Origin of the sequence: Paenibacillus melissococcoides, from assembly GCA_944800085.1 — a bacterium.
GTDB classification, from domain to species: domain Bacteria; phylum Bacillota; class Bacilli; order Paenibacillales; family Paenibacillaceae; genus Paenibacillus_B; species Paenibacillus_B melissococcoides.
Genome location: CALYLO010000006.1, coordinates 225,804 through 247,591, shown reverse-complemented (window position 1 = coordinate 247,591; position 21,788 = coordinate 225,804). Strand labels below are relative to the sequence as shown.

The window sequence follows — 21,788 nt, the reverse complement described above, 5'->3', positions numbered from 1 at the left end:
CCTTTACCTCTCGACATCGATCCCGGACTCATCCATCGCCCGCATCACTTCCTGCTCGGCCGCCATCGGCGTGTCGCCTTCGATCGTATGCGCAAGCATGCTGGAAGCGGCGGCGAACCTTACCGTCCGTTCCGGCGGGAAGCCGCGGAATTCGCCATGCAGGATGCCGCACGTATAGGCATCCCCCGCGCCAATCCGATCATGCACCGCGAACGTTAACGGTTCGGAATAATAAAAGGAGTCCCGCTTATACAAAAAGCCCTGCAGCGAATGCGTCTGACTGTCCACAATCGTGCGATGGGTGCCGGCGATGACGGAAATATTATACTGCTCGGCCACCTGGGGAATCAATTCCTCCGCCTGTTCCCGCCGTCCGGCCTTCCCGCTCTTCATGTTCAGCGTCAGCATCGCATCCTTTTCGTTCATCATGACGATATCCGCAAGCTGCAGCATCTCCTCATAATGGGGCTTGGCCTTCCCATGCCCGCCTCCCCCCCAATGCGCCGGGCGGTAGTTGCAGTCGAAGATGACGAGCCCTCCCGCAGCCTTGACGGCGGCTGCCAATGCCTTCATATGGCGGCGGACGCCATCGTTCATCGCCAGCGCAATGCCGCACAGATGAACGGCGTCGATCCCGTTCGCGATATCGGCATACGGATACGCATCTTCCGGAGCGGTATTGAAGCTGCTTCCCAGCCGATCCGTATAGGTGACCCTCCCCGGGCGCGCCCCGAACCCCTTTTCGAAGAAGTACATCCCCAAATAGTTCCCTCCGCGGACAAGATAAGCCGTGCCGATGCCAAGCTTGCGCAGGTGAGCCTCTGCCGCTTCGCCCAGCGGATTGTCCGGCAGCCTCGAGACCAGATAGGCCTCATGCCCGAAGCGGGCAAGCTGCGAACTGACATTGACGCCCGTGCCGGAGAACGAATAATCGAGCCGGCTGGCTTGGCTTAATCGCTCCACCCCAGGCACGGTCAACCGCATCATTACCTCTCCGAAGGCCGCGATCTTTTTGGGAGTCCGATCAGGCATAATAATCGACCCATTTCTTCATTGTCGCATACAGGATGCGCATATCCTCAACCTTCGTCTTCCCGGTTGCCTTATCGATGATAGAAGAGTAGACATGCGGAATGACGATCGGCACATTCGCTTCGAGGGCGATGCGAAGAATCGCTTCGAAGTTGTCCAGATCGATTCCGCCGGTCGGCTCCAGCGCAAAGCCTTCTTCGCCGCATGCCTTCGCCACGGCGCGCAGCTCGCTCTCGCAGGCGAGTCCGTCCATCGGAAAAAATTTAAGCGCATTGCCGCCCATATCGCGCACCAGAGCGATGGCGCTCTTGATCGGAACGATTGCTGGATCCGCATGTGCGGCGCTTGCGGGACCCGTTGAAATATTGACGTAACCGGCCTGGCCCGTCGGCGAAACCAGGCTGTTGATCCAGCTGTCTTTGCCAGCGAGATTGGCGTGTGTCGCGCCAACGGAAGGGAACACCTGGTTAATATGCGTCCCGCCGTAATGCTTCGCGATCTCCGCGACGACTGCCGCTTGGCGATTGTCGCCGGCGCCGAGCCCGATCGACACGGCCTCGTCAATCGCCGCGCCGTACTCCTTCATCGCCTCGACGGCCGCTTCGACCGTCGAATAGTTTTTGGACAGGACGCCGACCAGCACATGTCCTTCCGCCGCATCGAACACTTCCTTCGCATTGCCTACGCTGTTGGCAAGCACATTCAGCGCCGCGCGTCCTTTGTACAACCGTTTCTCCATCTTAGACATGAGCAGTCCCTCCCGCTAATTTACGAATTTGCGCCGCGATAACGTCGATGTCGTCCCCCATGAGCGGGCGCGGATCGATATCGAAATAGCCTTGTCTTGCCCCGTAATCGCGCGTGTAGATCGCAATCTCTCCCGACTTCAAGCCTTCGACGACCTCGGTGGCCGTCGTGCCGGCAAGCGCGGGATCAATCTGAATGCGCGCACGGTAGATAGCCCGGCCCGCTTCGTCTTGAACGATCGAACACGTGACGCCCTCGAGTTCATTCAGCGGCATCAGCTTGGCAAGCATCTCTTTCTCCTGCTCGCTCTTGTCTTCCTTCGCCATATACTCATCCAAGGCCTGCAGCAACCCGAATACCGATTCTTTGCCGACCTTCATGCTCCGCCCGATGCCGTGAAGTTGGGCTTTCACCCATTCCACGGCCTGCCGCTTGCCCGCCACGATGCCCGTCGTCGGGCCCTCGATCGCCTTCGAGCCGCTGTAGATCGCCAGATCGGATACGTTCACATATTTCTGCAAATCTTCCTCTGCAGCCGCATCGACGATGAGCGGCACCCGGTTGCGCTGCGCTACTTCCCACGCTTCTTCGACCGAGATCATATTTTTTTGCACGGCATGATGGGATTTCACATAGAGTATGGCCGCCGTCTTTTCATGAATCGCGTCCTCGATATGTTCGGCCCGGCCTTCATTCGCATAACCGGCTTCCACCACCTTGCCGCCGCCCAGATAGACCATGGTCTCTACGGGAGCGCCGTATTGCACATTGTGACCCTTCAACATAATAATCTCGTTCTTCTCGCTCGGATCCTGATGCAGGCGAAGGCTGCGGCGGCGTTCCCCTTGCGTTACGATGCCCGCGACCGACAACGCGATTCCGCTCGATGCCGAATTCACGATGACGGCCGCTTCGGAACCGATGAGCTTGGCGACATAGCTGCCTGCCTTATCGACGAGATCGGCAATTTCCACATAGCTTTGCGCACCGATCTTCATCGCCTCCATCACCGTGTCCGTCGCCGCGGACACGCCCAGGATACTCATGCGGCCGCTGGCATTAATGACGCGCTTCAGGCCGTACTTCACATGCAACGTACTTGCCATTTGCAAACACTCCCTTAGCTACAAGATGTTGATGTCCAATGCGGACATCGCCTTCCGAATCCGTCAGCTCAACCGGTTCCTTCCGCACTTCGAACAGCGTCAAATTGGCCCGATCCCCTGCCTGTATCCGGCCCAGCTCCGGTTTCTTGAGCCAATCCGCCGCATGCGTCGTCACGGACGCGATTACCTCTGCCAACGAATAACCCAGATACAGGAATTTCGACATGACGCGGGCCAAGCTGTATACTGGTCCATTCAGCCGGTTGCCCCGGTAAATGTCGGAACTGATCGTATGGAGCGGAATATGATGCCGCTTGGCGGATTCCGCTGCCTTGAACGAGAAGCTCGCTGTCCCATGCCCAACGTCAAGATGCACGCCGCGCGCAATCGCGTCGGTCAGCACGCGGAGCGGCTCTCCATTATCCCGGAACAAGTTATTCGCTTTGCCGTTCAAGTAATGGGTAATCACGTCGCGCCGCTGAAAATAGGGAACAATTTCTTCAATGCCGGGCGGGGCCGACCCGATATGTACCATGACGGGAAGCCCTGTATCGTCCGACAAGGCGCGCGCCTGCTTGAGCGGTTCGATGCCGCTCCCGCGCACGACGCTTCGGCTCATTCGCGCTTTGAGCCCGACGATGAAGTCCTGATGCTCCGCGACGGCTTCCCGCACCGCCGCCGGATCGATCCAGGCCAGGTCCGACAGCTCATCCGTGCGCATCAGCCCGATCTTGGAAATATTCAGCAGCGCCAACACGTTCGTGGCGGCTCGCTCCGCCTGCGCCCTCAGATCTCCAATCCGATCCGCCCCCATGCTTCCGGCATCGACGATAGTCGTAACGCCTTGCTCCACGCCAATCTTGTCCATCGCGTCGCCATAAGGATCGAACTCTTCGAAGGCATGGACATGCAGATCGATCCAGCCGCTGGATACATAAGTCTCCGTATTCGTATAATCCAGAATATCGCCGCCGCGACTGGCGCCCGCTTCCGTAATGCCGGTAATGATTCCGTCCTCGACGACCAGATCCATATACGTCCCATCCACGCGTTTGAGGCCGCGCAGGACGATCCGCTCGGTCAACGTGATCACCTCATTTCAAATAATGAAAGAAAAAATCCAAAGATTCCTTCTCGAAAAGCAAAACATTATAATGTTTGGTCTCATCGTAGCACTCCACTTCGCCTGCGTCAATATAACGTTATAATGTTTTCGTTTCCGTCACCTTACCGTCCTGTAACGGTCACAGGCCGCAATATCGTCAAAAAGCCCTTGCGCGGCGCGCAAGGGCTAAGGGCCGAAACGGCTTATCAAGCGAGCACCTCGACGGTGAACCCGCCCGGGGCCTTCACATAAAATGTCCAGGCATGGGATCTTTTCGGCGGCGCGACATCGAATCCGTCTTCCTTCAGCCGCTGGTTCATCTCGTTCACCTTATCTTCGCTCTCCTGGATGAAGCCGATGTGAAATGTTTTCGGGTAACTGGCTTGAGATCCTTTCATTAATGTGAGCACTAATCCGTCATCGTCAAACAGCACCCCAAAAGCATCGCCTCGCGGATCTCCGCTCGTGTCCATGGCTTGCAGGCCGAAATAAGTCGTCAAAAAATCGGAAGCCGCCGGAACATCAGTGACCGTAAGATTGAGATGATTCAGTTTCACAAGGCTACACATCCTTATCCTGGATATTTGTTCCTTATTTATCGTATCACATTAGTGCAAATGATAACCTTTGCCCGATCGGTTCGTTGCTCTGCCCGTCACAACCCGTCAAGTCGATTGAATCCCTATGCGCAACCCTGGCCGTACGGGTGCCGGCCGTACTGTGCGGCGGGCTGCTTGAGGCCTGATAAATTCCCAATCGAAGGACTCCGGGCAGCCTTCATATAAGTAAGGGCTTGTTTTGACCATTTCGTCCATCAAGCATAATATCCGCCTCGCTTGACATACTGCCCTTGAGCAGCGTAGTGCTTGTAGATTTTGGAGAACACGCGATATGCAAAAAAGTCGCTCTTCTTTTCATTCGTAAAAACAATGATCGATAGGCTCCGAACATAATTTCATGCACGCCCATCGTCATGACAAAACCTTCTTGCCATGAAAAGCTTTAATTAGAGGACATAAGCGGTTGCACTCTATCAACAGAGCCTTGAGCCTCCAAGGGTTTGACGCTAGCGTTTGAGGTTTGATAAGATGAATGTCCTGAAGAAATGGAAATCTATTCATCTAATATGAATTATGCTTGAGAGGAAGGTACGGGCGTTGGAAGACAAAGTTTCTTTTTCGGGACTATTTACAGAAACATCCCGATTTGATCCGGGAATATAGCGAGATCAAAAAGCGAACGGCCAAAATTAATGGAGTTACTATGGAGCAATATACCCGTTTTAAAACCGAATTTATCCAGAAGGTAGTCGATGCCGCAAGAATGGAGAAGGGACTTCCGCTTCAGAACGTTTGGGAAGAGGAGTAATGCAGCCGCATGAAAAATAGCATTAAAGAGGGAGCGGAAAACTCGTGAAAACGATTGGACTTATAGGTGGAATGAGTTGGGAATCAACGGTTGAATATTATCAAATCATTAACGAAGAAGTAAAAAAAAGACTGGGCGGGTTGCATTCAGCAGAATGTCTTTTATACAGCGTTGATTTCGAAGAGATTGAACGTTATCAGGCAGAAGGCAAGTGGGACAATGCTGGTATACGATTAGGCAATGTTGCCTGTTCATTAGAAAAAGCAGGAGCGAATTTTATCGTTATTTGCACAAATACGATGCATAAAGTCATTGAATATATTGAAGAAAAAATAAACATTCCAATTTTACATATCGCGGATGCTACGGCAAATAAAATTAAAAAATCAAACATAAGTACGGTAGGTTTGTTAGGAACAAAGTATACAATGGAACAAGATTTTTATAAGTCACGATTAGAGGCAAACGGAATCAAGGTTTTAATTCCAAACCATTCTGAACGAGAAATCGTCAATAAAGTGATTTATGAAGAGTTATGTTTGGGGATTATTAAACAATCATCAAGAGACGATTATAAACAAGTAATTAAACACTTGGTTAATAATGGTGCAGAAGGAATCGTCCTCGGTTGTACTGAAATTGGCTTATTGATAAAACCAGAGGATGCTGATGTACTCTTGTTTGATACAACGCTAATACAAGCAATTGAATCAGTTAACATAGCATTAGAATCAAAATAAAATTATTGAATAAAGCTCTAAATATGAAGTTCATGCCACACGCCCAGCAGAAGGGGAAAAAGCCTGATTTCAAGCTCTTTCCCCTTAACGGCCGATTTCCCGATTAGACCGATCTGGCAGCCCCGTTGCTTAAATCAGGCAGAGTCAGCCCTTGACAGACAGGACCGAAAGCGGAAGTCCTGTTGAACTTCCGCTTGTTAGGCTCGCCAAATATTACAACTCGGACTTCACGCCGAGCTGCCACGCGCTATCAAACGCGGCTTCCATTTGATCGGCTTCTCTCGAGACCGCGAAAAAGACAAAGCGCCCTTTCGTTTTCAGCACATGCTTTTCGATAAGAAAATACTCTTCCGGGCGATAGTCTTTAAACTATACTGTCTGGGCATCGATTCTCTGCAATATATTTTGCCTGACGCGTTCAACCTGATCCGCATCTCTTACCTTGATGATCGCCAATTCGTCCGCCTTCACATTCGAGGCAGCCGTATACAGAATAAAATCCTCCACTTCATCAGCCTCGATATGATACAGCTTGGCCAGCTTCTTGATGTCCCCCTGCTTCATCTCATCCAGATTCACCGCCCGTTGGATTCGCTCCCCCACCGCGGCGGCCGAGGGCTCCTCCCCGGCTTTGCCGGAACATCCGGCCAATGCGCCGATGACAACGGCGGCTAACATCATTAAGACGAAAGGCTTCCAAGCCCCTTGTCTATATCGTTTCATTCAATCAACTCCGATAGATTCTGAATAGATGGATCTTCAAAGAACGTATGGACATTATAGAGCAACAGCATGTCACGGATATCGTGCTGCCGCACGAGCGCCGTCAAGTCTTCCCCGTAATACCGGAGATCGACGACATAAATTTCGCTAAAGTGCTCCGTTAAGAAGGGCAGCAAGCTATTGGCGTATGAATCTTTGACCACCAGCAGCTTCTTCTTTCCCTCCGGGCGGGCCGTCGTGATTTTAATCAGCGCATGATTGCCGTTGAAAAACACCGTATACTTGTCCTTCTTGTTGAGATTGTTCAGCTCGTACAAGGAATCCGTCGTTCGCTGTTCATCAACGTACTCCACCTTATAGCTGGCTTCCTTCTTCGGCAGATAGAGCTCAATGCGGTCTGGCCGCATATGCCGGAATCCGCTCTTCGAATAGAGCGAGCCGTAAAATTCATTCGTTACAGGCCGAATGTGGAAATCTTCCTTGTCTTGCGGGATGATCCCCATGTGCTTGCATAGCTCCCGATAGGCGTAATAGGCGCCTGCCGTCGTCCAATGATGATCGGTCCGGTAAAAGATAGGCTGTTCCCGTTCGGCAGACAGCGCGGGATACACATCGACGAAGCGAATACCGGCAGGAAGCGCATGCCGGACCTTGTCCACATAGGCGGATTCATCGCCAGCCGCGGCATACGCCGGGAGCTTATCCTGGAGTAGCATGGCAGCGGTAGGCGCAAGCATTATATATTTGCGAACGCCGGGCGTGGCAAGGTCAAACGCGCGAATCGCCTCTGCCTTATTCTCCACATCCCTGTCTTCCGGCGGATTGAACCGTTGAATGAGGAAGCCATTCTCGCCCAAAAACACCCCGTTGCTCTCCTTCTTCCCCATCGCACGATCCGCATCGGTTTTGACCCCGATCCAGGCATCCCGGAAGACGAATTGATCGGACACATACTTTTCGTAGTTGGAAGTAAATTTTCCCGCCGCCAGCGTCTTCAGCGAAAAATCTGGCCACCGATCCAACACCCGATTTTCCGCTTCCGAAAATTCGCGATCCGGCGTCAGAAGATTCAGCACGGCGAGCGCGCCTATAAAGAGGAGCAGCAGTACGGCCATCGTATACTTATAGATTTTGTCGTACTTGTTCATGAACGCCGCCTCTTTCAAAAGCGAAAGTATAGGAATGGGTTGTACGTTTCCGTGACCAGATAAGCCGTCGACAGCAACAGGAACAGAAAATACATCGCCGGAACGAGGACAACTCCTGCCATCTTCCCTTTTTCCCTGAAGAACGATAACGCCTTCCGGGGAAGCGGCGTCGCGCAAAATCCCAGGACAATCAGCAAGACCACATTCGCGGACAGATCATAGAGCGCTTGACGGTCTGCCAATCCGTGCGCGCCGTACCCGAACATCGCCCCAATGAATTCCGCGGCGGAACCCAGATTTTCGTATTCGAACAAGACCCAGCCGACCATCACGATGAGAAGCGCATAGACATGTCCAACGAAGCGAGGACTGCGCTGCAGCCATTTCAACAGGAACAGCTTCTCGGCCGTAACGAAAACACCGAAATATAAGCCCCACAAAATAAAATTCCAGTTTGCTCCGTGCCATAAGCCGGTGGCGAGCCAGACCGCGAACAGATTGCGGAACTGGTTCAGCGGGCCCGACCGGTTGCCCCCGAGCGGAATATAGATATATTCGCAGAACCAGGCGCCTAATGAAATATGCCATCTGCGCCAGAACTCCGTAACGCTTTTCGATATATAGGGATAATTGAAGTTTTCCAAAAAATCGAACCCGAACATTTTCCCGAGACCGCGCGCCATATCCGAATATCCGCTAAAATCGAAATAGATCTGGAACGTAAAGGCGATGATGCCAAGCCAGGCCGACAGTACACTCAGCTCTCCTGCGGGGGTCGCCTTCACGCTCGTCCATAGCAAGCCGATATTGTTGGCCAGCAGCACTTTTTTGGCAAGTCCTCTGATGAATAATTCCGCCCCTTCGCCGAACCGGTCCAGCTTCATCGTTCGGGAGACCAGTTGTCTCGCGATATCGCCATACTTGACGATCGGACCCGCGACAAGCTGCGGGAACATGGTGACATAAGCGCCGAAGGAGATCAGATTCTTCTGTACGGGCACTTTGTCCCGGTATACGTCCACGATATAAGACATCGTCTGGAACGTATAGAAGGATATGCCTACCGGCAGCGGCAGATCGGCCGCCTGAATATGCAGATGGAAGAGCTGGTTAATCGTGTCGACGGCAAATCCGGCATATTTGAAGAAACAGAGAATGCCTAAGCTGCCGGAGATGGAGCCGATAAAGACCGCTCTGGCGATCGGCTTGCGGTGCCTGTACTTCTCGATCAACAGTCCGTTAACATAATCGAATACGGTCGAGAAGATCATGATGAAAATATAGACAGGCTCGCCCCACGCATAGAAGATCAGGCTTGCGGCGAGCAGAACGGCATTTCTAAGCTTCTTCGGCGATACATAGTAAACCAGAATCGTTGCCGGCAAAAAGAGGAACAGAAATAGGAGGCTGCTAAAAACCAATTTCTGTCACCTCCCGTGATTGAACGATGGGCATGTTATTTCACTTCATCCTTCAGCGCATCCAGCATGAACGGATAAAACTCGGCTTTAAAATGGATGCCGTCCTCGTCATAAAGATCGGGATGATTAGCCACGACCGGAGACAAATCGACAAATCCGGCTTGCTCCTTATCAGCCAGTTCTTTCAAGCCTTGATTATAATCGCTTATATTTTTGTAACGGGGCTCTTCCTTCTCCCGCTCGGCAGTAACCGGGGTTACCGATAAAAGCGTGATGTCGGCCTGCGGAAGCTTTTCCTTTATCGCGCCGATCAGTGCGGCGTAATGCTTCAACGAGTAGGCCTTCGGATCATCCGTAGGCCATAGGATGTCATCCGATCCCAATTGAATAAAAATATGTTTCGGATTGCGTTTCGTCAACTCGGCGATATCCTCCAGCGCGAATTCGGCTGTTTTGCCCGCGCCTGCCAGCACATTCGCCTCATCCAGCACATCATGAAAGGATAGCCCCTCGGTAATCGAATCCCCCAGAAATACGCTGTCTTGAAAAATCGATCGATATGAAGCTTCGGTTGGCTCGGCAGGTGCGCCTTCCTGTTGTTGCGCTTGAAGCGGCGGATTTTGCGATTGTTGGCCGTTGGACTCCTTTCCGCATGCGGCCAAGGTGAATACGATGCTCCCGATCAACAGTGTAGAGATTAATTTTTTTGTCATCTTCCTCTCCCTTTCTTCCTTTCAGGTAGTCTTGCTGTCATATTCCATCCATCCCCTCTCACACAAAACAGATTAATAGAGAGAGATAAAGATAAAATGCAGATGACATAAAAATTGCTTGATAAAATATCCGGCTTCATGTTGTTGAACGAAAAAAAGCGCAGAACCGAAGTTCCGCACTCTCTACCTTTTTTTATGCAAGTGGAAATAGAACATCACGCCTTCCGCCGTATTGGTTACGCCATAGGGCACCCCGTGCAGCTCCAATATCTTCTTGGAGATCGCCAGACCGAGCCCGGTTCCTCCAGTCGAGCGTTCGCGGGAAGGTTCGCCGCGATAGAAACGGTCCCATATTTTCTCCAACTGCTCATCGGGAATATGGGCTCCTTTATTTTCGATGCACATTTGTATGGTGTCCCGCTCCTCCATGGTCGAGACGATAATGCCCTGTCGTTCGGGCGTGTAGCGAATCGCGTTCGTAAGGAAATTGACGATCACCTGCTCGATCCGGCGTTGATTGGCTACGACTTCGAACGGCTGAAGATGAGTTTGCAGCTGCAATTGCTTGCCCGCGATCTCGGAAGCGAATTTCGCGCACATTCGCTCCAGGACAGCAGCGATATCGAACGATTCCATCTCCATCTTGTACGTGCCGGACTCATATTTGGCCAGCTCCAGCATATCCGCGATCAGCACATCCATCCGTCTCACTTCATCCTCCATCGCCGCAAAATAATAATCCCGCTTATGGCTGGCCACCCCGTCCTTTAGAATGGACAGGCAGCTTTGAATGACGCTCAACGGGGTTTTCAATTCATGCGATACCCCGGAAATAAACTCCTTCCGCGTATTCTCGAGCTGCTTTTCTTTCTCGATGTCCTCCTCCAGCCGGGCGATATGGGAATGCAGCCGCCCGGACAGCTCGTTGATGTTGCGGGACAGTTCGCCGATTTCATCCTTGGTCGTGACCGGAATTTTCTCGGCAAAGTCCAGGTCGGCCATTTTTTGCGTCGTCTCGTTCATGCGCAGCAGCGGCCGGGCAATGCGGCGGGAGAAATAGAACGAGGCCAGCAGCACGAGCAGCAGCGTGGCGATGATGATATACACGTAATAATCCTGCATCATCCCCGCGGCTTCGCTCACCGGCTGCAGCGACGTCATCGCGAACAGGTAGGCGGCCTTCCCGTTGCGATCTTCGATGCGATCCACGAAGATTTTGTAATTCACATGATTTTCTTCAAAATCGATGATTTGACTCGGATTCGCGCTGCTGTCATAGTCTCCGTACAGCAGATCCGCCTGAAAAGCTTTGATCCGGTCCAGAAATAAATGGTTCGTATAGCGTGACACGCCAGCTCCTTCCGGTGTCCGGATAGCCGTAATCGTGCCATTTTCAAGGAAAGAGTGATACTTTTCAAAATATTGCGCCGGATTCTCGAACCGGGGGACGACTTCATATTCCTTGTTCACCATCTGATGGTTTTCGAGACGGTTCTCCTCCCTCAGATTGGAGACACTTCGCCCCATCCGCTGCACGGCGAGCTGATTGTTCATGATTAGGCCTTCCAACGCAATCCGCTCCCCCTCTTCAATCCAGGGAACCAAAAACGGATTGTCGCTGCTGAAGTCCTCGACCTTCATGACGGTGTACAGCGGAACGGTAAGCGTGGTACCGCCTAAGCCGGAGCTGCCGCCGACACGATCCAGTCTGATCTCCATGTGAAAATCATCGGTATACAGCAAATTGCCCATGGCGTCCAAGGCCGCGATCCAGGTGCCATGCTTTTGATAAAAATCTTGTTCAAGCCTGGCCATCGCCTGTGCGTTCCCGGCATGCTTCAGGTAGTCCTGTTCATAGGCTTCCAGGGCAGACTTTACACCGGCCACCTTTTGGTGCACATACATTTGTTTGAAAAATAAGGTTTGTCCCACAAAAACGATCGCAAGGATGAACAGGCATAAGGCGGTCGTTAATAGAAACAGCTTGAATACGATGCCCTTTTTCATGGCTGATCCTCGAATTTATAGCCCGAACGAACGACGGTGACAATGGACTTGGCATGTTCCCCCAGCTTGGAACGCAGATTGCGAATATGACTGTTGACCGTGCGATCGTCCCCGACGAAGTCATAGCCCCATATTTTCGTAATCAACTGGTCTCTCGTGATGATGAGCCCTTTGTTTTTCATCAGATACGCCAATATTTCAAATTCGGTATGCGTCAAGCTGCAATTCTTCCCGTCTATCGTCACCGTTCGGGATGGGAAATGAACCGTAATGCCGCCGCCGGATAAGGAGTCGGCCTCCTTCTCGGGGGTATGCCGGCTTTCCAGCAGCCGCTTCGCCCGGGCCAGCAAGATGGGAGGACTGTACGGCTTCGTTACATAGTCATCCGCGCCGAGCTCGAACCCGAGCAGCGTATCATCCTCATCCTCACGCGCGGTCAACATAATAATCGGAACATTCGACGCCTTGCGGATGCGCTGGCATACCGACCATCCGTCCAACTCAGGCAGCATGATATCCAGAATAATCAAATGGACTTCATGCTCATGAAATAGCGCAAGCGCCTGCTTCCCGTCGCTCGCTTCCAGTACTTCATACCCTTCATTCAAAAAATAATCCTTCATAATTTCCCGCAAAATATGCTCGTCTTCCACAATCAATATCGTTCTTGACATATGATGACCTCACATCTTTTTTGGAGCAGCGCCCCCATACCAGCCTTGGGAGCCTTGCTTCAGAAGCATGTCCTACATTATTGGATATCCTAACATGTCGGGGGGAATGGAGACAAATGTGTTCGGGAGGAAATGAAAGCTATGATGGGGTCTTTCCCAAGCCTTGCCTTAACGAACCATCTTCGGCTCTCTTATAAATCTCAAAAATTCCTTTCCAAAGTCAGTTATATAGAGAACCGTTAATCCCTCTTTTTCTAAGTTCCCATATGAGTTCCCTACTGTTTTACTATCTACAAGTAATGCTTTAGATATAAGATCACAAATGTAAAATTCATACTTACCAAGAGCTTCAATAGTAGACAAGTGTGCTGATTCTTCTTTTATTTTTTCAATAATTTTATCTTTATACGATGCACTCTTTACCATAACGAGAGCACCCTCGTTTTCACCGACATCCAAGTTCCCTGTTCTTCCGGTATGCTCAAACATTCTTAAAATTTCTATTTCTAGAAAATCCAATCTCATAACCAGATCTAAAAATGTCTCATTAAAATCTGAATGATAAGTAGCAGATGTACTCGAAACCATTATATTTCTAAAGATCATTAATTTATGTTCACTTTTAGTTTCAACAACACGTTTAATTATCGCCATACACATATCATTAAAATCTTCGGACGTAAAAATATCTGTATTTAAGGTAAGTCCCACACCCTGCAAGTAATCTAAAAACCTCTCTATAAAATTATTTATTCTTCTTTGAGCGATCTTTCCTCTGATTTCCAGCAGCCCGTTGATGATTCCACCGCAGGGCAGTTCTGATACAGCAGCTTTGGTTATACCAATGATAACTTCTTTCAACTCGTCGTTCATGTAGTAAAACCTCTATTTTCAAATATTATTTTTAGAATTTTCAAAGTGGATCCTAGGGCGTGTATGCAAACCTTAAGCCAACCAGATCATGGAAGAGGCCAGCTTTAAGAAGGCAACAAAAGTACAGGCCAATTTATCGTACCGAGTTGCCAGCCGACGATTATGTTTGAGTTTGTTGAACAGGCATTCGACCAGATGACGCTCTTTATACAACCACCAGTCGGTTGTACGTTGGATCGTGCGATTCTTCTTACTGGGAATGACGGAATGGGCCAGTTTCTCTTCCAAAAGCGCAATGATTTTATCGGTATCGTATCCGCGATCCGCCAAAACATGTTTACCTTGTATGTCTTGGGTTTGCAGGATCTCATAACCCGTTACACAATCATTGATGTTGCCTGCGGTTACTTCGAAGCGTAGCGGATTGCCAAGGCCGTCTACAACGGCATGAATCTTGCTGGTTAATCCTCCGCGTGATCGTCCGATGGCTTGGAATTGCTGCCCCCTTTTGCCCCCGCGCCGTGTTGGTGAACACGAACGATGGAAGCATCGAGCATAACACTTTCGTCATCGGGATTGGCAGCCAGAACGTCTAGCATTCGATCAAAGATGCCTGCTTTCTCCCAGCGGCGGAAACGACTGTAGACACTGCTCCAGGAGCCATAATGCTCTGGCAAGTCTCGCCAAGGCGCACCAGAACGAATCACCCAAAGCATGGCATTGAACATTTTTCGGTTATCGATTGCCGGACGTCCACCCTGTGGTTTCCGTTCCGGTGGCAAGAGGTCTTTGAGTCGTTCCCATTGGTCATCTCGTATCTCATATCGTCTTCTCATAGGATAAGTTTACCAGATATTTGGCTATTTCGATAGTTTGCGTACACGCCCTAGCTACCACATGCATATTTTCTCGGATCTAAACTAACCTTAAAGTCTCTTGGCTTCCCAAAATGGAAGGTGCCCAAGAATCAATTTTTTTAAGATTCCATTTATCAAAATAAATCCTCATTCAAATGCCAATTCCCTTTCAATAGGCTCCTTACTCTTGAAAGCGTGCCTTTTCGGGTAGGCAAATAAGCCACTCTGTGAAGCAATACCCATCGTAAGCAAGCCATTGCCTCGAACAGCTCCAGCTCCTCGTGTGTATATGCAGTTTCCGCTACAATGCAGACAGATAATGGGAACTTGGCCTCATGCCTACATATATCTTGATCAGAACCATTGACCAGGCAAGATCGTATCTGGGGTCGCCAAGCTGCCCGTTTGTCCAATCGATTATGGTTTACTTCCCCTCCGCTTACATTGTAAGCGATTTAAACAAAGGCTGATTTGCTTTCTCGATAGGACTTCCGTCAAAGCTGGTTAATAATGTCGGATTCTCATCTCGATCAAGCCCCCAACCATAAGGTTGGGAAACGGGCAGCCCCCGGCGGTAAAGAGCTTCTAACAGCTTATACTGAGCATGAACATTTGGCTTGGAGTCCTGATTCCATACTTTGAGCACAAAATGAAGCCCGCCTATGCTGATTCTCGTTACCTCTGCTTCCAGACCGGACTTCATGGGAAGAATGGTGATGCATGAGTCCTCTGGCTGAAGCAGTGAATGTGCCTCGCTGCTGATTTCCATCCAATCAATATCTCGAATAAGATGAGCCAACGCTTCTCTTCCTTTCCAGGGATCTTATCATCGCAATGTGATCTCATCCGTTGTGATAATCATCCCAAGCAAAATCATGAATTTTCACAAACTTCCCTGTTTCTTGATGGCGATCATAGGCACATTGGGGTTCATCTTGGATAAACGCTAAAACGGAATCATCCATATTCAAAATGGCGCCAATGGAAATAACCTGCAGGTTATCGGGGTCATTCACATACTCGTCATCTTCATAACCACTAAATACGGTCCATCCCGTATCTTCATCGTCTCTAGGATAATCCCTTAACAAGAAATTGAATTCCTCTCTTTCGAGAACATCATTGCTTACAATGATCTTACTATCGAAATAGTAATCCCATTTATGTTCCTCCGGGTCTCTATACTCGGTATCAGAAATATGTTCTTTTGAAAAACTCACGGTTTGACCGAGCTCTAAATTGGTAAGTTTGACTGGATGGTTTAGTAATTCACCGATAAAATATTCACCCTCCAATTTTGCAATTTCGACCCACATTCGTTCGCAAGTATACTCATCTTCCTGTTCCGTCGATACAAAAATGAGTTTGACTTTGTCGCCCTTTTGAAGCATTTCAATTACGGCAGGGCTTGGAATATAGAAGGTGTAAGGGGCCTTTTTATTTCTTTCCACAGCGCTGTCGAGACACCAAGTCATCATAATCCTCGCTTTTTTTATTGTAGAGATCTGCGCAATATTGAAGTGCTCCAGATTCCTGGATACACTTCTCCCTTTTTCAGGCCTACTCATAAATCTTTCCCATATACAGGATCTGAGCACACCTCTTCCAAGGATTATCGGGTTTGTTATAGTAGGAGAGACCGTCGATTGACGTCAACCCCCATTCATAAGCGGCTTCCAGAAAGGCATCTATCGATTCATTCTCCCACTCTTCTTTGTGGTTTGACCGGTCCTTTCGAAGTTCATTCATAAAGTGCAGAAAGGATTTTTCATCTGTCACTTCATCTACCAGTTCGAAAAGTATCTTCTTCATCTTTTCACTTTCAATCCTTTGCCATTTTCCATCAGGACTTGCATATCACGTAATAGAAATGCAAATCATTTTTTTCTTATATTCATAACCTGATCCTCAAGCTTTTATAATCCTCAAACTCGGCATCTTCATCTTTCATGCAGTACTCCACACGGTTCGCCGACGATTCTTCCCCCTAAGTATATCCCCAGTTCATAATCTTGGAAATATAAAAAGACCTCCCCTCCCTATAAAAAGCAGCACCTCGCGATAAACAATCCCTTATTTTGAAAATTGTTCACAAATTTTATGTAATCCAGGAATTTATAAGCAATGTAATAGATGAAGGGTATATATCATCCTAATTCCACGAAAGAGTTAGACTTTACCCTTCGTAGAATATAAAGGCCACTATCATAAAAAGGAGCTGTTATTCAAATGTTCAAAAAAGTTGCAATCTTGTCGTTGGCAATCGCTAGTACGGCCGTTATGAGTCAAGGAGCATATGCTGCGGAGAATAAGGTTCAAGCCAATGTGAATAATCAGCATCAAGCCGTGACAGCCGAAAACGGAATTGTCCTTTTCAGTGCCACGTATGAAGTAAAGGCAGATGGGGTTAGATTGCGAACCAAGCCTTCCTTATCCGGGACAACGATCGGCTTGCTATATAAGGGCGATATGGTGAACGGGGGCCGTCAAGATCCGATATACGCGGACGGCTATTACTGGATCAATGTCTACAGCTACAAACATAATACTTCTGGTTGGGTTGCAGTCAATTATTTGACCGAAATCGGATGATTCCATGTTCAATCGCAATGGGGCTGCCCATTGCGATTGAACGATTATATCCCCTCAACAGCGGCGGATTGATGATTTGCAGGGCTCTATCAAAGATCAAGACTTACGACAAGCGTCTGAACAATGCTCCTGATTTTTTTATTAATCCGGTAAATTCTTGTCGTAATCGCGTTAGCCGAAACATTATATTTGCGAGCCAAATCCGCGATTGACATTTTCTTCATATAATAATCCGCATACAGTTCGTATTCGCTTGTACTCAAGTTCATTAACACTTCTTGATATAAATCATCCACATCGACAGCGTTTTCAATAATCTGATCGATCTCATTATTCCTCGATTCTAAGCGGTCATTGATGTCATCTGACATGAAAACTTCATACTTGTTTTTCAGGTACATCGCTCGAAATGAAAGATTAACAAAATTTCTCGCCGTAGTGAATAGCCATCCTTCCACATTCGGGTGATTTTTTAACTTGGAAATTTGCTTTCTCGCTTCCAGAAAGGTATTTTGCGTACATTCATCGGCGAAGTCCATCAGCCCTGTTTGCGAATTTGCCAATTTCCTGCAATATTTATAGACTGGCTTGAAATAGGCATCACATAATTCATGGAAGAAAAGCTCATCACGCTCGTATCTTTCCCTCAGCATAGTGCTACCCCCTGCAGATTCATTTGTTATATATTTATATAAATCCCAATTAAATCTAATTATGTCTATCATAAATAATATGTATTTTTAACCAGAAAGTAAAGTGATATTTTACATTTATAACAGGCACAGCGGTCTTCACAGCAACAAAAAAGAGCCTCAGCATTTCCGTGCTGAAGCTCTTGATCCATGGCGGGAGATTCCTCCCCTTCCCACTTAATTGCTGGCTTTCTTTTCACTTTTCGACGTATGATTGCGCAGATGCAAATACACCGTATGCTTCGTAATCTTGAGCGCGTTCGCGACAATCGTGACCGCGTCCCTCATATTGAACACGCCCCGATCATGCAAGAGGCCGATAATATGCTTGTTCCGGTTCGCATACGAGATATCGGGGGAAGCGTCAACCGCTTCAATCGTCCGTTCGATCGTTTCCTGGATCATGTCCTCGACGGAAGAGGCAAAATGCTCCTGCTGCCCCCTCGATTCCAATTCCATATCCGGATGCGGCACGAAGGCTTGCAGCACCTGGGAAAACGGTTCGTCCAGATTCATGTTGATGCAGAGCAGCCCGATAATTTTCCCGGCCTCGCCCCGTATCGCGATCGTGCTCGATTTCATCAGACGATTGTTCTTGCTTCTCGTAAAATAGCTGATCGCCTGCTTCGAGTTGGACTGTTCGATCTCTTGCAGCATTTGCAGCGCCAGATTGGTGATCGGCGCTCCCACTTCCCTTCCCGTGTGATGCCCGTTCGCAATCTTGATAACGGAATGCTGGTAATCTTCCAGACTGTGAAGCACGATTTCGGAGGCATCCCCCAAGTAATCCGCCAAACCTTCCACCATCGAATCATACGACTGCAATATAGAACGATCCTGTTCCGTAAATCTCGTATTCATGGAATCAAATCCTTCCTTGGGCAACCTGTATTTTGGCATTGCGGTCAATTAAAAAAATTTGATTATATCAACATAATTTAATTCAATTAACGATTAGTAACATCATAACGCGAAGGATGGAGGCAATCAATCCCCGATTCGCCAATTTCCCGATCAACCTTCCAAAACTGCCACAATATAGGCGATTTTAGAGGTTTATCGGCATAACATGCGGCAAATTTTAAAACTCTATCGAAAGCGGGATTGTATGTTCGAGACAAACTTGATATAATCAATTTCAGTTAATCTACTCAATTTTTTTTGATTAGATTAATAAATTCAAGATTGACTCAAACTTAATTGATTCCCTGAAGCAATGCATTAATTTTTAAATTTTGAAAGCGGTTACTAATCAACGTGCACACACAAGGAGGAACTTCGAGTATGGACATCGCAATCGGCACCTTACTGCTCTTACTGGTATTGTCCCTGTTCTCCCTCTTCAGCTTCAAAGCGCCGAATGGCATGAAGGCCATGGGCGCATTGGCCAATGCGGCGGTTGCCAGCTTTTTGGTGGAAGCGTTCCAGAGTTATGTAGGCGGAGATTTGTTCGGCTTCGAGCTGGCGAAGGAAGTCGGGCTCGCATCCGGCGGCATGGGCGGCGTAACCGCTGCCGCGCTGGTCGCGCTCGCAATGGGCGTCTCCCCCGTCTACGCGCTGCTGCTTGGCGCAGCCTGTGCCGGCACAGGCTTGCTCCCTGGCTTTATCGCCGGTTACCTCGTCTCGTTCCTTGTCAAGCTGATCGAGAAGAAGGTTCCGGACGGACTGGATCTCATCGTCTGTATTGTCGTCGCCGCACCGCTCGTCCGCTTTGCAGCGAATATGGCGGCGCCGATCGTCGACGCCACGCTGCTCAATATCGGCGGTATCATTACGACGGCAGCCAACAACAATCCGATTATTATGGGCATCGTCCTGGGCGGGGTCATTACCGTCGTCGCGACCGCGCCGCTCAGCTCCATGGCGCTTACCGCGATGCTGGGTCTGACCGGATTGCCGATGGCGATCGGGGCCCTGTCCGTCATGGGCTCGTCCTTCATGAACTTCGTGTTCTTCCATCGCATGAAGTTCGGCGACCGCCGCTCCACGATTGCCGTGGCCATCGAGCCATTAACGCAAGCGGACATCATTTCCGCCAACCCGATACCGGTCTATACAACCAACTTCCTGGGCGGGGCCATGGCGGGAATCGTCGTCGCCCTGTTCAACCTGACCAACAACGCCACCGGCACGGCGACCCCAATTGCCGGACTGATGGTCATGTATGGCTTCAACGATGCGATGACGGTCACGATCGCGGCGGTCCTGTGCGCGCTCTGCGGCATCGCGGCGGGCTTCATCGGATCGCTCGTCTTCAAAAACTTCAAGATCCGCACCGTCGCCGAAATCCGCGGAACCGCACCCGCAACCGGCAACGAAGTAGCTTGATCGAGTCACATGCATGAAGTCTTTTACGGGTAATCCCGATACATCAACACACCTGATGAGAGGAGAATCGAACCATGCCGTTTCATTCCGTTTTTGACATTATCGGCCCCGTTATGATCGGCCCGTCGAGCTCGCATACGGCCGGGGCCAACCGGATCGGCCGCGTGGCGCGCAAGCTGTTCGGGCGCCTGCCCGAATCCGTCACGGTCACCCTGTATGGATCGTTCGCCAAGACATACCGGGGCCATGGAACCGATGTGGCCATCGTAAGCGGGATTCTTGACTTCGACACGGCGGACGAGCGGATTCCCGATGCCCTCCACATCGCCGCGGAGCAAGGGCTGGACGTGAAGTTCGTGCTGTCGGATGACGCCGTGGAGCATCCCAATACCGCGCGGCTGACGCTGCGGGACAAGCGCGGCGGGCTGGAGGTCGTCGGCATCTCGATTGGCGGCGGCAGCATGGAGATCCGCGAAGTCATTCAACTGGACGACAATCCGACCCACCGCAGCCATCCAACGATGCTCGTCCTGCATGAGGACAAGCACGGGGCCGTGGCCCATGTGACGTCGCTGCTCGCCGAGCATCATATCAACATCGGATATATGGAAGTATCCCGTTCGGGTAAAGGACAAAGCGCCTTGATGGCGATCGAGCTCGACGAATCGGTCGACGACGCGGTGATCCATCATATGCATACGCTCCCCCATATTAAGGAGATATGGCAAGTGAAGACGTACCAGCGCACCAGCTCCGAAGGAGGCAGACCATGTTCCATAGCGTAGCCGAGCTGCTCCAGCTTGCCGAGGAGAGACAAATCAAAATATCTCGTGTGATGCTGGAAAGAGAAATGAAGATTCGACAGAAAACGGAAGACGAAATTATGCAAATGATGGAAGCCAACCTGACAGTGATGGAGCAGGCGATCGAGAAAGGGCTGAAAGGGGTCGTCTCCCATTCCGGCCTCACCGGTGGAGATGCCGTCCTGCTTCAGCGCTACATTGCCGGCGGACATTCCTTGGCCGGTCCGCTCATTCTCGATGCGGTCAGCAAGGCGATCGCGACCAATGAAGTGAACGCGGCCATGGGCATCATCTGCGCCAACCCTACCGCAGGAGCGGCAGGCGTCGTGCCGGGGACGCTATTCGCCGTCAAGGAGAAGCTGAAGCCGACGCGGAAGCAAATGGTGGAGTTTCTGTTCACGGCGGGAGCCTTCGGGTTCGTCATCGCCAACAATGCCTTCATCTCGGGCGCGGCTGGAGGCTGTCAAGCGGAGGTTGGCTCCGCTACGGGAATGGCCGCGGCGGCGGTTGTCGAGATGGCGGGCGGAACGCCGCGCCAGTCGGCCGAGGCAATGGCGATCGCGCTCAAAAATACGCTCGGCTTGGTATGCGATCCCGTAGCCGGTCTGGTGGAGGTTCCTTGCGTGAAGCGCAACGGAGTCGGCGCTTCGGCGGCGGTTGTGGCGGCCGATATGGCGTTGGCCGGCATCACGAGCCGAATCCCGCCCGACGATGTCATCCAGGCGATGTATGAGGTCGGCCTCTCCATGCCAAGCTCCTTGCGCGAGACCGCGGAAGGAGGGCTGGCCAACACGCCAACCGGCCGCAAGCTGGAAGCGAAGGTGCTTGGTGAAGCCCAATAAGATGAAAATGCCAAAGT

General features: G+C 50.2%; 24 protein-coding genes and 1 pseudogene. 6 read left to right on the top strand and 19 right to left on the bottom strand.

Going from position 1 to position 21,788, the window contains the following annotated elements; all coding sequences use genetic code 11:
• Positions 1 to 3: 3 nt before the first annotated feature.
• From OCY70_RS21510 to OCY70_RS21485, 6 genes are all read right to left on the bottom strand, one after another.
• The gene (locus OCY70_RS21510) at positions 4 to 1,032 is read right to left on the bottom strand and encodes a sugar kinase (RefSeq protein ID WP_213429818.1); all 1,029 of its coding nucleotides are present in this window, start codon (positions 1,030 to 1,032) and stop codon (positions 4 to 6) included.
• The gene (dagF, locus tag OCY70_RS21505; protein ID WP_213429817.1) at positions 1,025 to 1,780 is read right to left on the bottom strand and encodes a 2-dehydro-3-deoxy-phosphogluconate aldolase; all 756 of its coding nucleotides are present in this window, start codon (positions 1,778 to 1,780) and stop codon (positions 1,025 to 1,027) included. The genes OCY70_RS21510 and dagF overlap by 8 nt, the downstream gene beginning before the upstream one ends.
• Positions 1,773 to 2,885, bottom strand: coding sequence for a DgaE family pyridoxal phosphate-dependent ammonia lyase (locus OCY70_RS21500; protein ID WP_213429816.1), 1,113 nt, complete (start codon positions 2,883 to 2,885; stop codon positions 1,773 to 1,775). Before OCY70_RS21500 ends, dagF begins: the two co-directional genes overlap by 8 nt.
• Positions 2,839 to 3,969, bottom strand: a complete 1,131-nt coding sequence (locus tag OCY70_RS21495) for an amidohydrolase/deacetylase family metallohydrolase (protein WP_261945165.1) — start codon at positions 3,967 to 3,969, stop codon at positions 2,839 to 2,841. Before OCY70_RS21495 ends, OCY70_RS21500 begins: the two co-directional genes overlap by 47 nt.
• A 227-nt stretch (positions 3,970 to 4,196) precedes the next feature.
• Positions 4,197 to 4,547, bottom strand: coding sequence for a VOC family protein (locus OCY70_RS21490; protein WP_213429814.1), 351 nt, complete (start codon positions 4,545 to 4,547; stop codon positions 4,197 to 4,199).
• Positions 4,548 to 4,767: 220 nt separating this feature from the next.
• Entirely contained in the window at positions 4,768 to 4,965 is a 198-nt protein-coding gene (locus OCY70_RS21485; protein WP_213429813.1) for a hypothetical protein, read from the bottom strand.
• 162 nt (positions 4,966 to 5,127) lie between these two features.
• Here OCY70_RS21485 and OCY70_RS21480 point away from each other — a divergent pair, with 162 nt between their 5' ends.
• Positions 5,128 to 5,358, top strand: a complete 231-nt coding sequence (locus OCY70_RS21480) for a GrpB family protein (protein WP_261945164.1) — start codon at positions 5,128 to 5,130, stop codon at positions 5,356 to 5,358.
• Between the two features lie 44 nt (positions 5,359 to 5,402).
• Entirely contained in the window at positions 5,403 to 6,098 is a 696-nt protein-coding gene (locus OCY70_RS21475; protein WP_213429812.1) for an aspartate/glutamate racemase family protein, read from the top strand.
• Between the two features lie 213 nt (positions 6,099 to 6,311).
• On the opposite strand, the pseudogene OCY70_RS21470 reads toward OCY70_RS21475, so the two are convergent.
• From OCY70_RS21470 to OCY70_RS21420, 11 genes and pseudogenes are all read right to left on the bottom strand, one after another.
• Positions 6,312 to 6,821, bottom strand: a pseudogene (locus OCY70_RS21470) (DUF4358 domain-containing protein).
• The gene (locus tag OCY70_RS21465) at positions 6,818 to 7,969 is read right to left on the bottom strand and encodes a DHHW family protein (protein ID WP_213429811.1); all 1,152 of its coding nucleotides are present in this window, start codon (positions 7,967 to 7,969) and stop codon (positions 6,818 to 6,820) included. The pseudogene OCY70_RS21470 and the gene OCY70_RS21465 overlap by 4 nt, the downstream one beginning before the upstream one ends.
• A gap of 14 nt (positions 7,970 to 7,983) precedes the next feature.
• Positions 7,984 to 9,390, bottom strand: a complete 1,407-nt coding sequence (locus OCY70_RS21460; protein WP_213429810.1) for an MBOAT family O-acyltransferase — start codon at positions 9,388 to 9,390, stop codon at positions 7,984 to 7,986.
• Positions 9,391 to 9,425: 35 nt separating this feature from the next.
• Positions 9,426 to 10,103: a GDSL-type esterase/lipase family protein gene (locus tag OCY70_RS21455; protein WP_213429809.1), complete on the bottom strand. Its 678-nt coding sequence runs from the start codon at positions 10,101 to 10,103 to the stop codon at positions 9,426 to 9,428.
• A gap of 183 nt (positions 10,104 to 10,286) precedes the next feature.
• Positions 10,287 to 12,110 carry a sensor histidine kinase gene (locus tag OCY70_RS21450; protein ID WP_213429808.1) on the bottom strand — a complete coding sequence of 608 codons (1,824 nt, stop codon included), beginning with the start codon at positions 12,108 to 12,110 and terminating at the stop codon, positions 10,287 to 10,289.
• Entirely contained in the window at positions 12,107 to 12,784 is a 678-nt protein-coding gene (locus OCY70_RS21445; protein ID WP_261945163.1) for a response regulator transcription factor, read from the bottom strand. Before OCY70_RS21445 ends, OCY70_RS21450 begins: the two co-directional genes overlap by 4 nt.
• A gap of 168 nt (positions 12,785 to 12,952) precedes the next feature.
• Positions 12,953 to 13,657 (bottom strand): hypothetical protein, encoded by a 705-nt coding sequence (locus OCY70_RS21440; RefSeq protein WP_213429806.1) that lies wholly within the window; start codon positions 13,655 to 13,657, stop codon positions 12,953 to 12,955.
• 72 nt (positions 13,658 to 13,729) lie between these two features.
• A protein-coding gene (locus tag OCY70_RS21435; RefSeq protein WP_261944570.1) for an IS5 family transposase occupies positions 13,730 to 14,493 on the bottom strand; the annotation gives its coding sequence in 2 pieces (ribosomal slippage) (positions 13,730 to 14,172 and positions 14,172 to 14,493; 765 coding nt in all).
• Positions 14,494 to 14,953: 460 nt separating this feature from the next.
• Positions 14,954 to 15,313 carry a phosphotransferase gene (locus OCY70_RS21430; RefSeq protein WP_249725587.1) on the bottom strand — a complete coding sequence of 120 codons (360 nt, stop codon included), beginning with the start codon at positions 15,311 to 15,313 and terminating at the stop codon, positions 14,954 to 14,956.
• A gap of 43 nt (positions 15,314 to 15,356) precedes the next feature.
• Positions 15,357 to 15,989 carry an immunity protein Imm33 domain-containing protein gene (locus OCY70_RS21425; protein ID WP_213430888.1) on the bottom strand — a complete coding sequence of 211 codons (633 nt, stop codon included), beginning with the start codon at positions 15,987 to 15,989 and terminating at the stop codon, positions 15,357 to 15,359.
• Between the two features lie 85 nt (positions 15,990 to 16,074).
• The gene (locus OCY70_RS21420) at positions 16,075 to 16,326 is read right to left on the bottom strand and encodes a DUF7660 family protein (RefSeq protein ID WP_213430880.1); all 252 of its coding nucleotides are present in this window, start codon (positions 16,324 to 16,326) and stop codon (positions 16,075 to 16,077) included.
• 417 nt (positions 16,327 to 16,743) lie between these two features.
• Between OCY70_RS21420 and OCY70_RS21415 the strand changes: the two genes are divergently transcribed.
• Positions 16,744 to 17,106, top strand: a complete 363-nt coding sequence (locus OCY70_RS21415) for an SH3 domain-containing protein (RefSeq protein WP_213430881.1) — start codon at positions 16,744 to 16,746, stop codon at positions 17,104 to 17,106.
• Between the two features lie 89 nt (positions 17,107 to 17,195).
• Here the strand turns inward: OCY70_RS21415 and OCY70_RS21410 are convergent, their stop codons facing one another.
• Entirely contained in the window at positions 17,196 to 17,759 is a 564-nt protein-coding gene (locus OCY70_RS21410) for an RNA polymerase sigma factor (protein WP_249725588.1), read from the bottom strand.
• A 216-nt stretch (positions 17,760 to 17,975) separates the two neighbouring features.
• A complete protein-coding gene (locus OCY70_RS21405) occupies positions 17,976 to 18,659 on the bottom strand; it encodes a helix-turn-helix transcriptional regulator (RefSeq protein WP_213430882.1) in 684 nt (227 codons plus the stop codon).
• Between the two features lie 423 nt (positions 18,660 to 19,082).
• Here OCY70_RS21405 and OCY70_RS21400 point away from each other — a divergent pair, with 423 nt between their 5' ends.
• The 3 genes from OCY70_RS21400 (at position 19,083) to sdaAA (ending at position 21,771) form a co-directional block, all read left to right on the top strand.
• Positions 19,083 to 20,126 carry a PTS sugar transporter subunit IIC gene (locus OCY70_RS21400; RefSeq protein WP_213430883.1) on the top strand — a complete coding sequence of 348 codons (1,044 nt, stop codon included), beginning with the start codon at positions 19,083 to 19,085 and terminating at the stop codon, positions 20,124 to 20,126.
• Between the two features lie 74 nt (positions 20,127 to 20,200).
• On the top strand, positions 20,201 to 20,911 hold the full coding sequence (sdaAB, locus tag OCY70_RS21395) for an L-serine ammonia-lyase, iron-sulfur-dependent subunit beta (protein ID WP_213430884.1): 711 nt from the start codon (positions 20,201 to 20,203) through the stop codon (positions 20,909 to 20,911).
• Complete coding sequence (gene sdaAA / locus OCY70_RS21390) at positions 20,896 to 21,771, top strand: L-serine ammonia-lyase, iron-sulfur-dependent, subunit alpha (RefSeq protein ID WP_213430885.1); 876 nt, start codon at positions 20,896 to 20,898, stop codon at positions 21,769 to 21,771. Before sdaAB ends, sdaAA begins: the two co-directional genes overlap by 16 nt.
• Positions 21,772 to 21,788 lie beyond the last annotated feature (17 nt).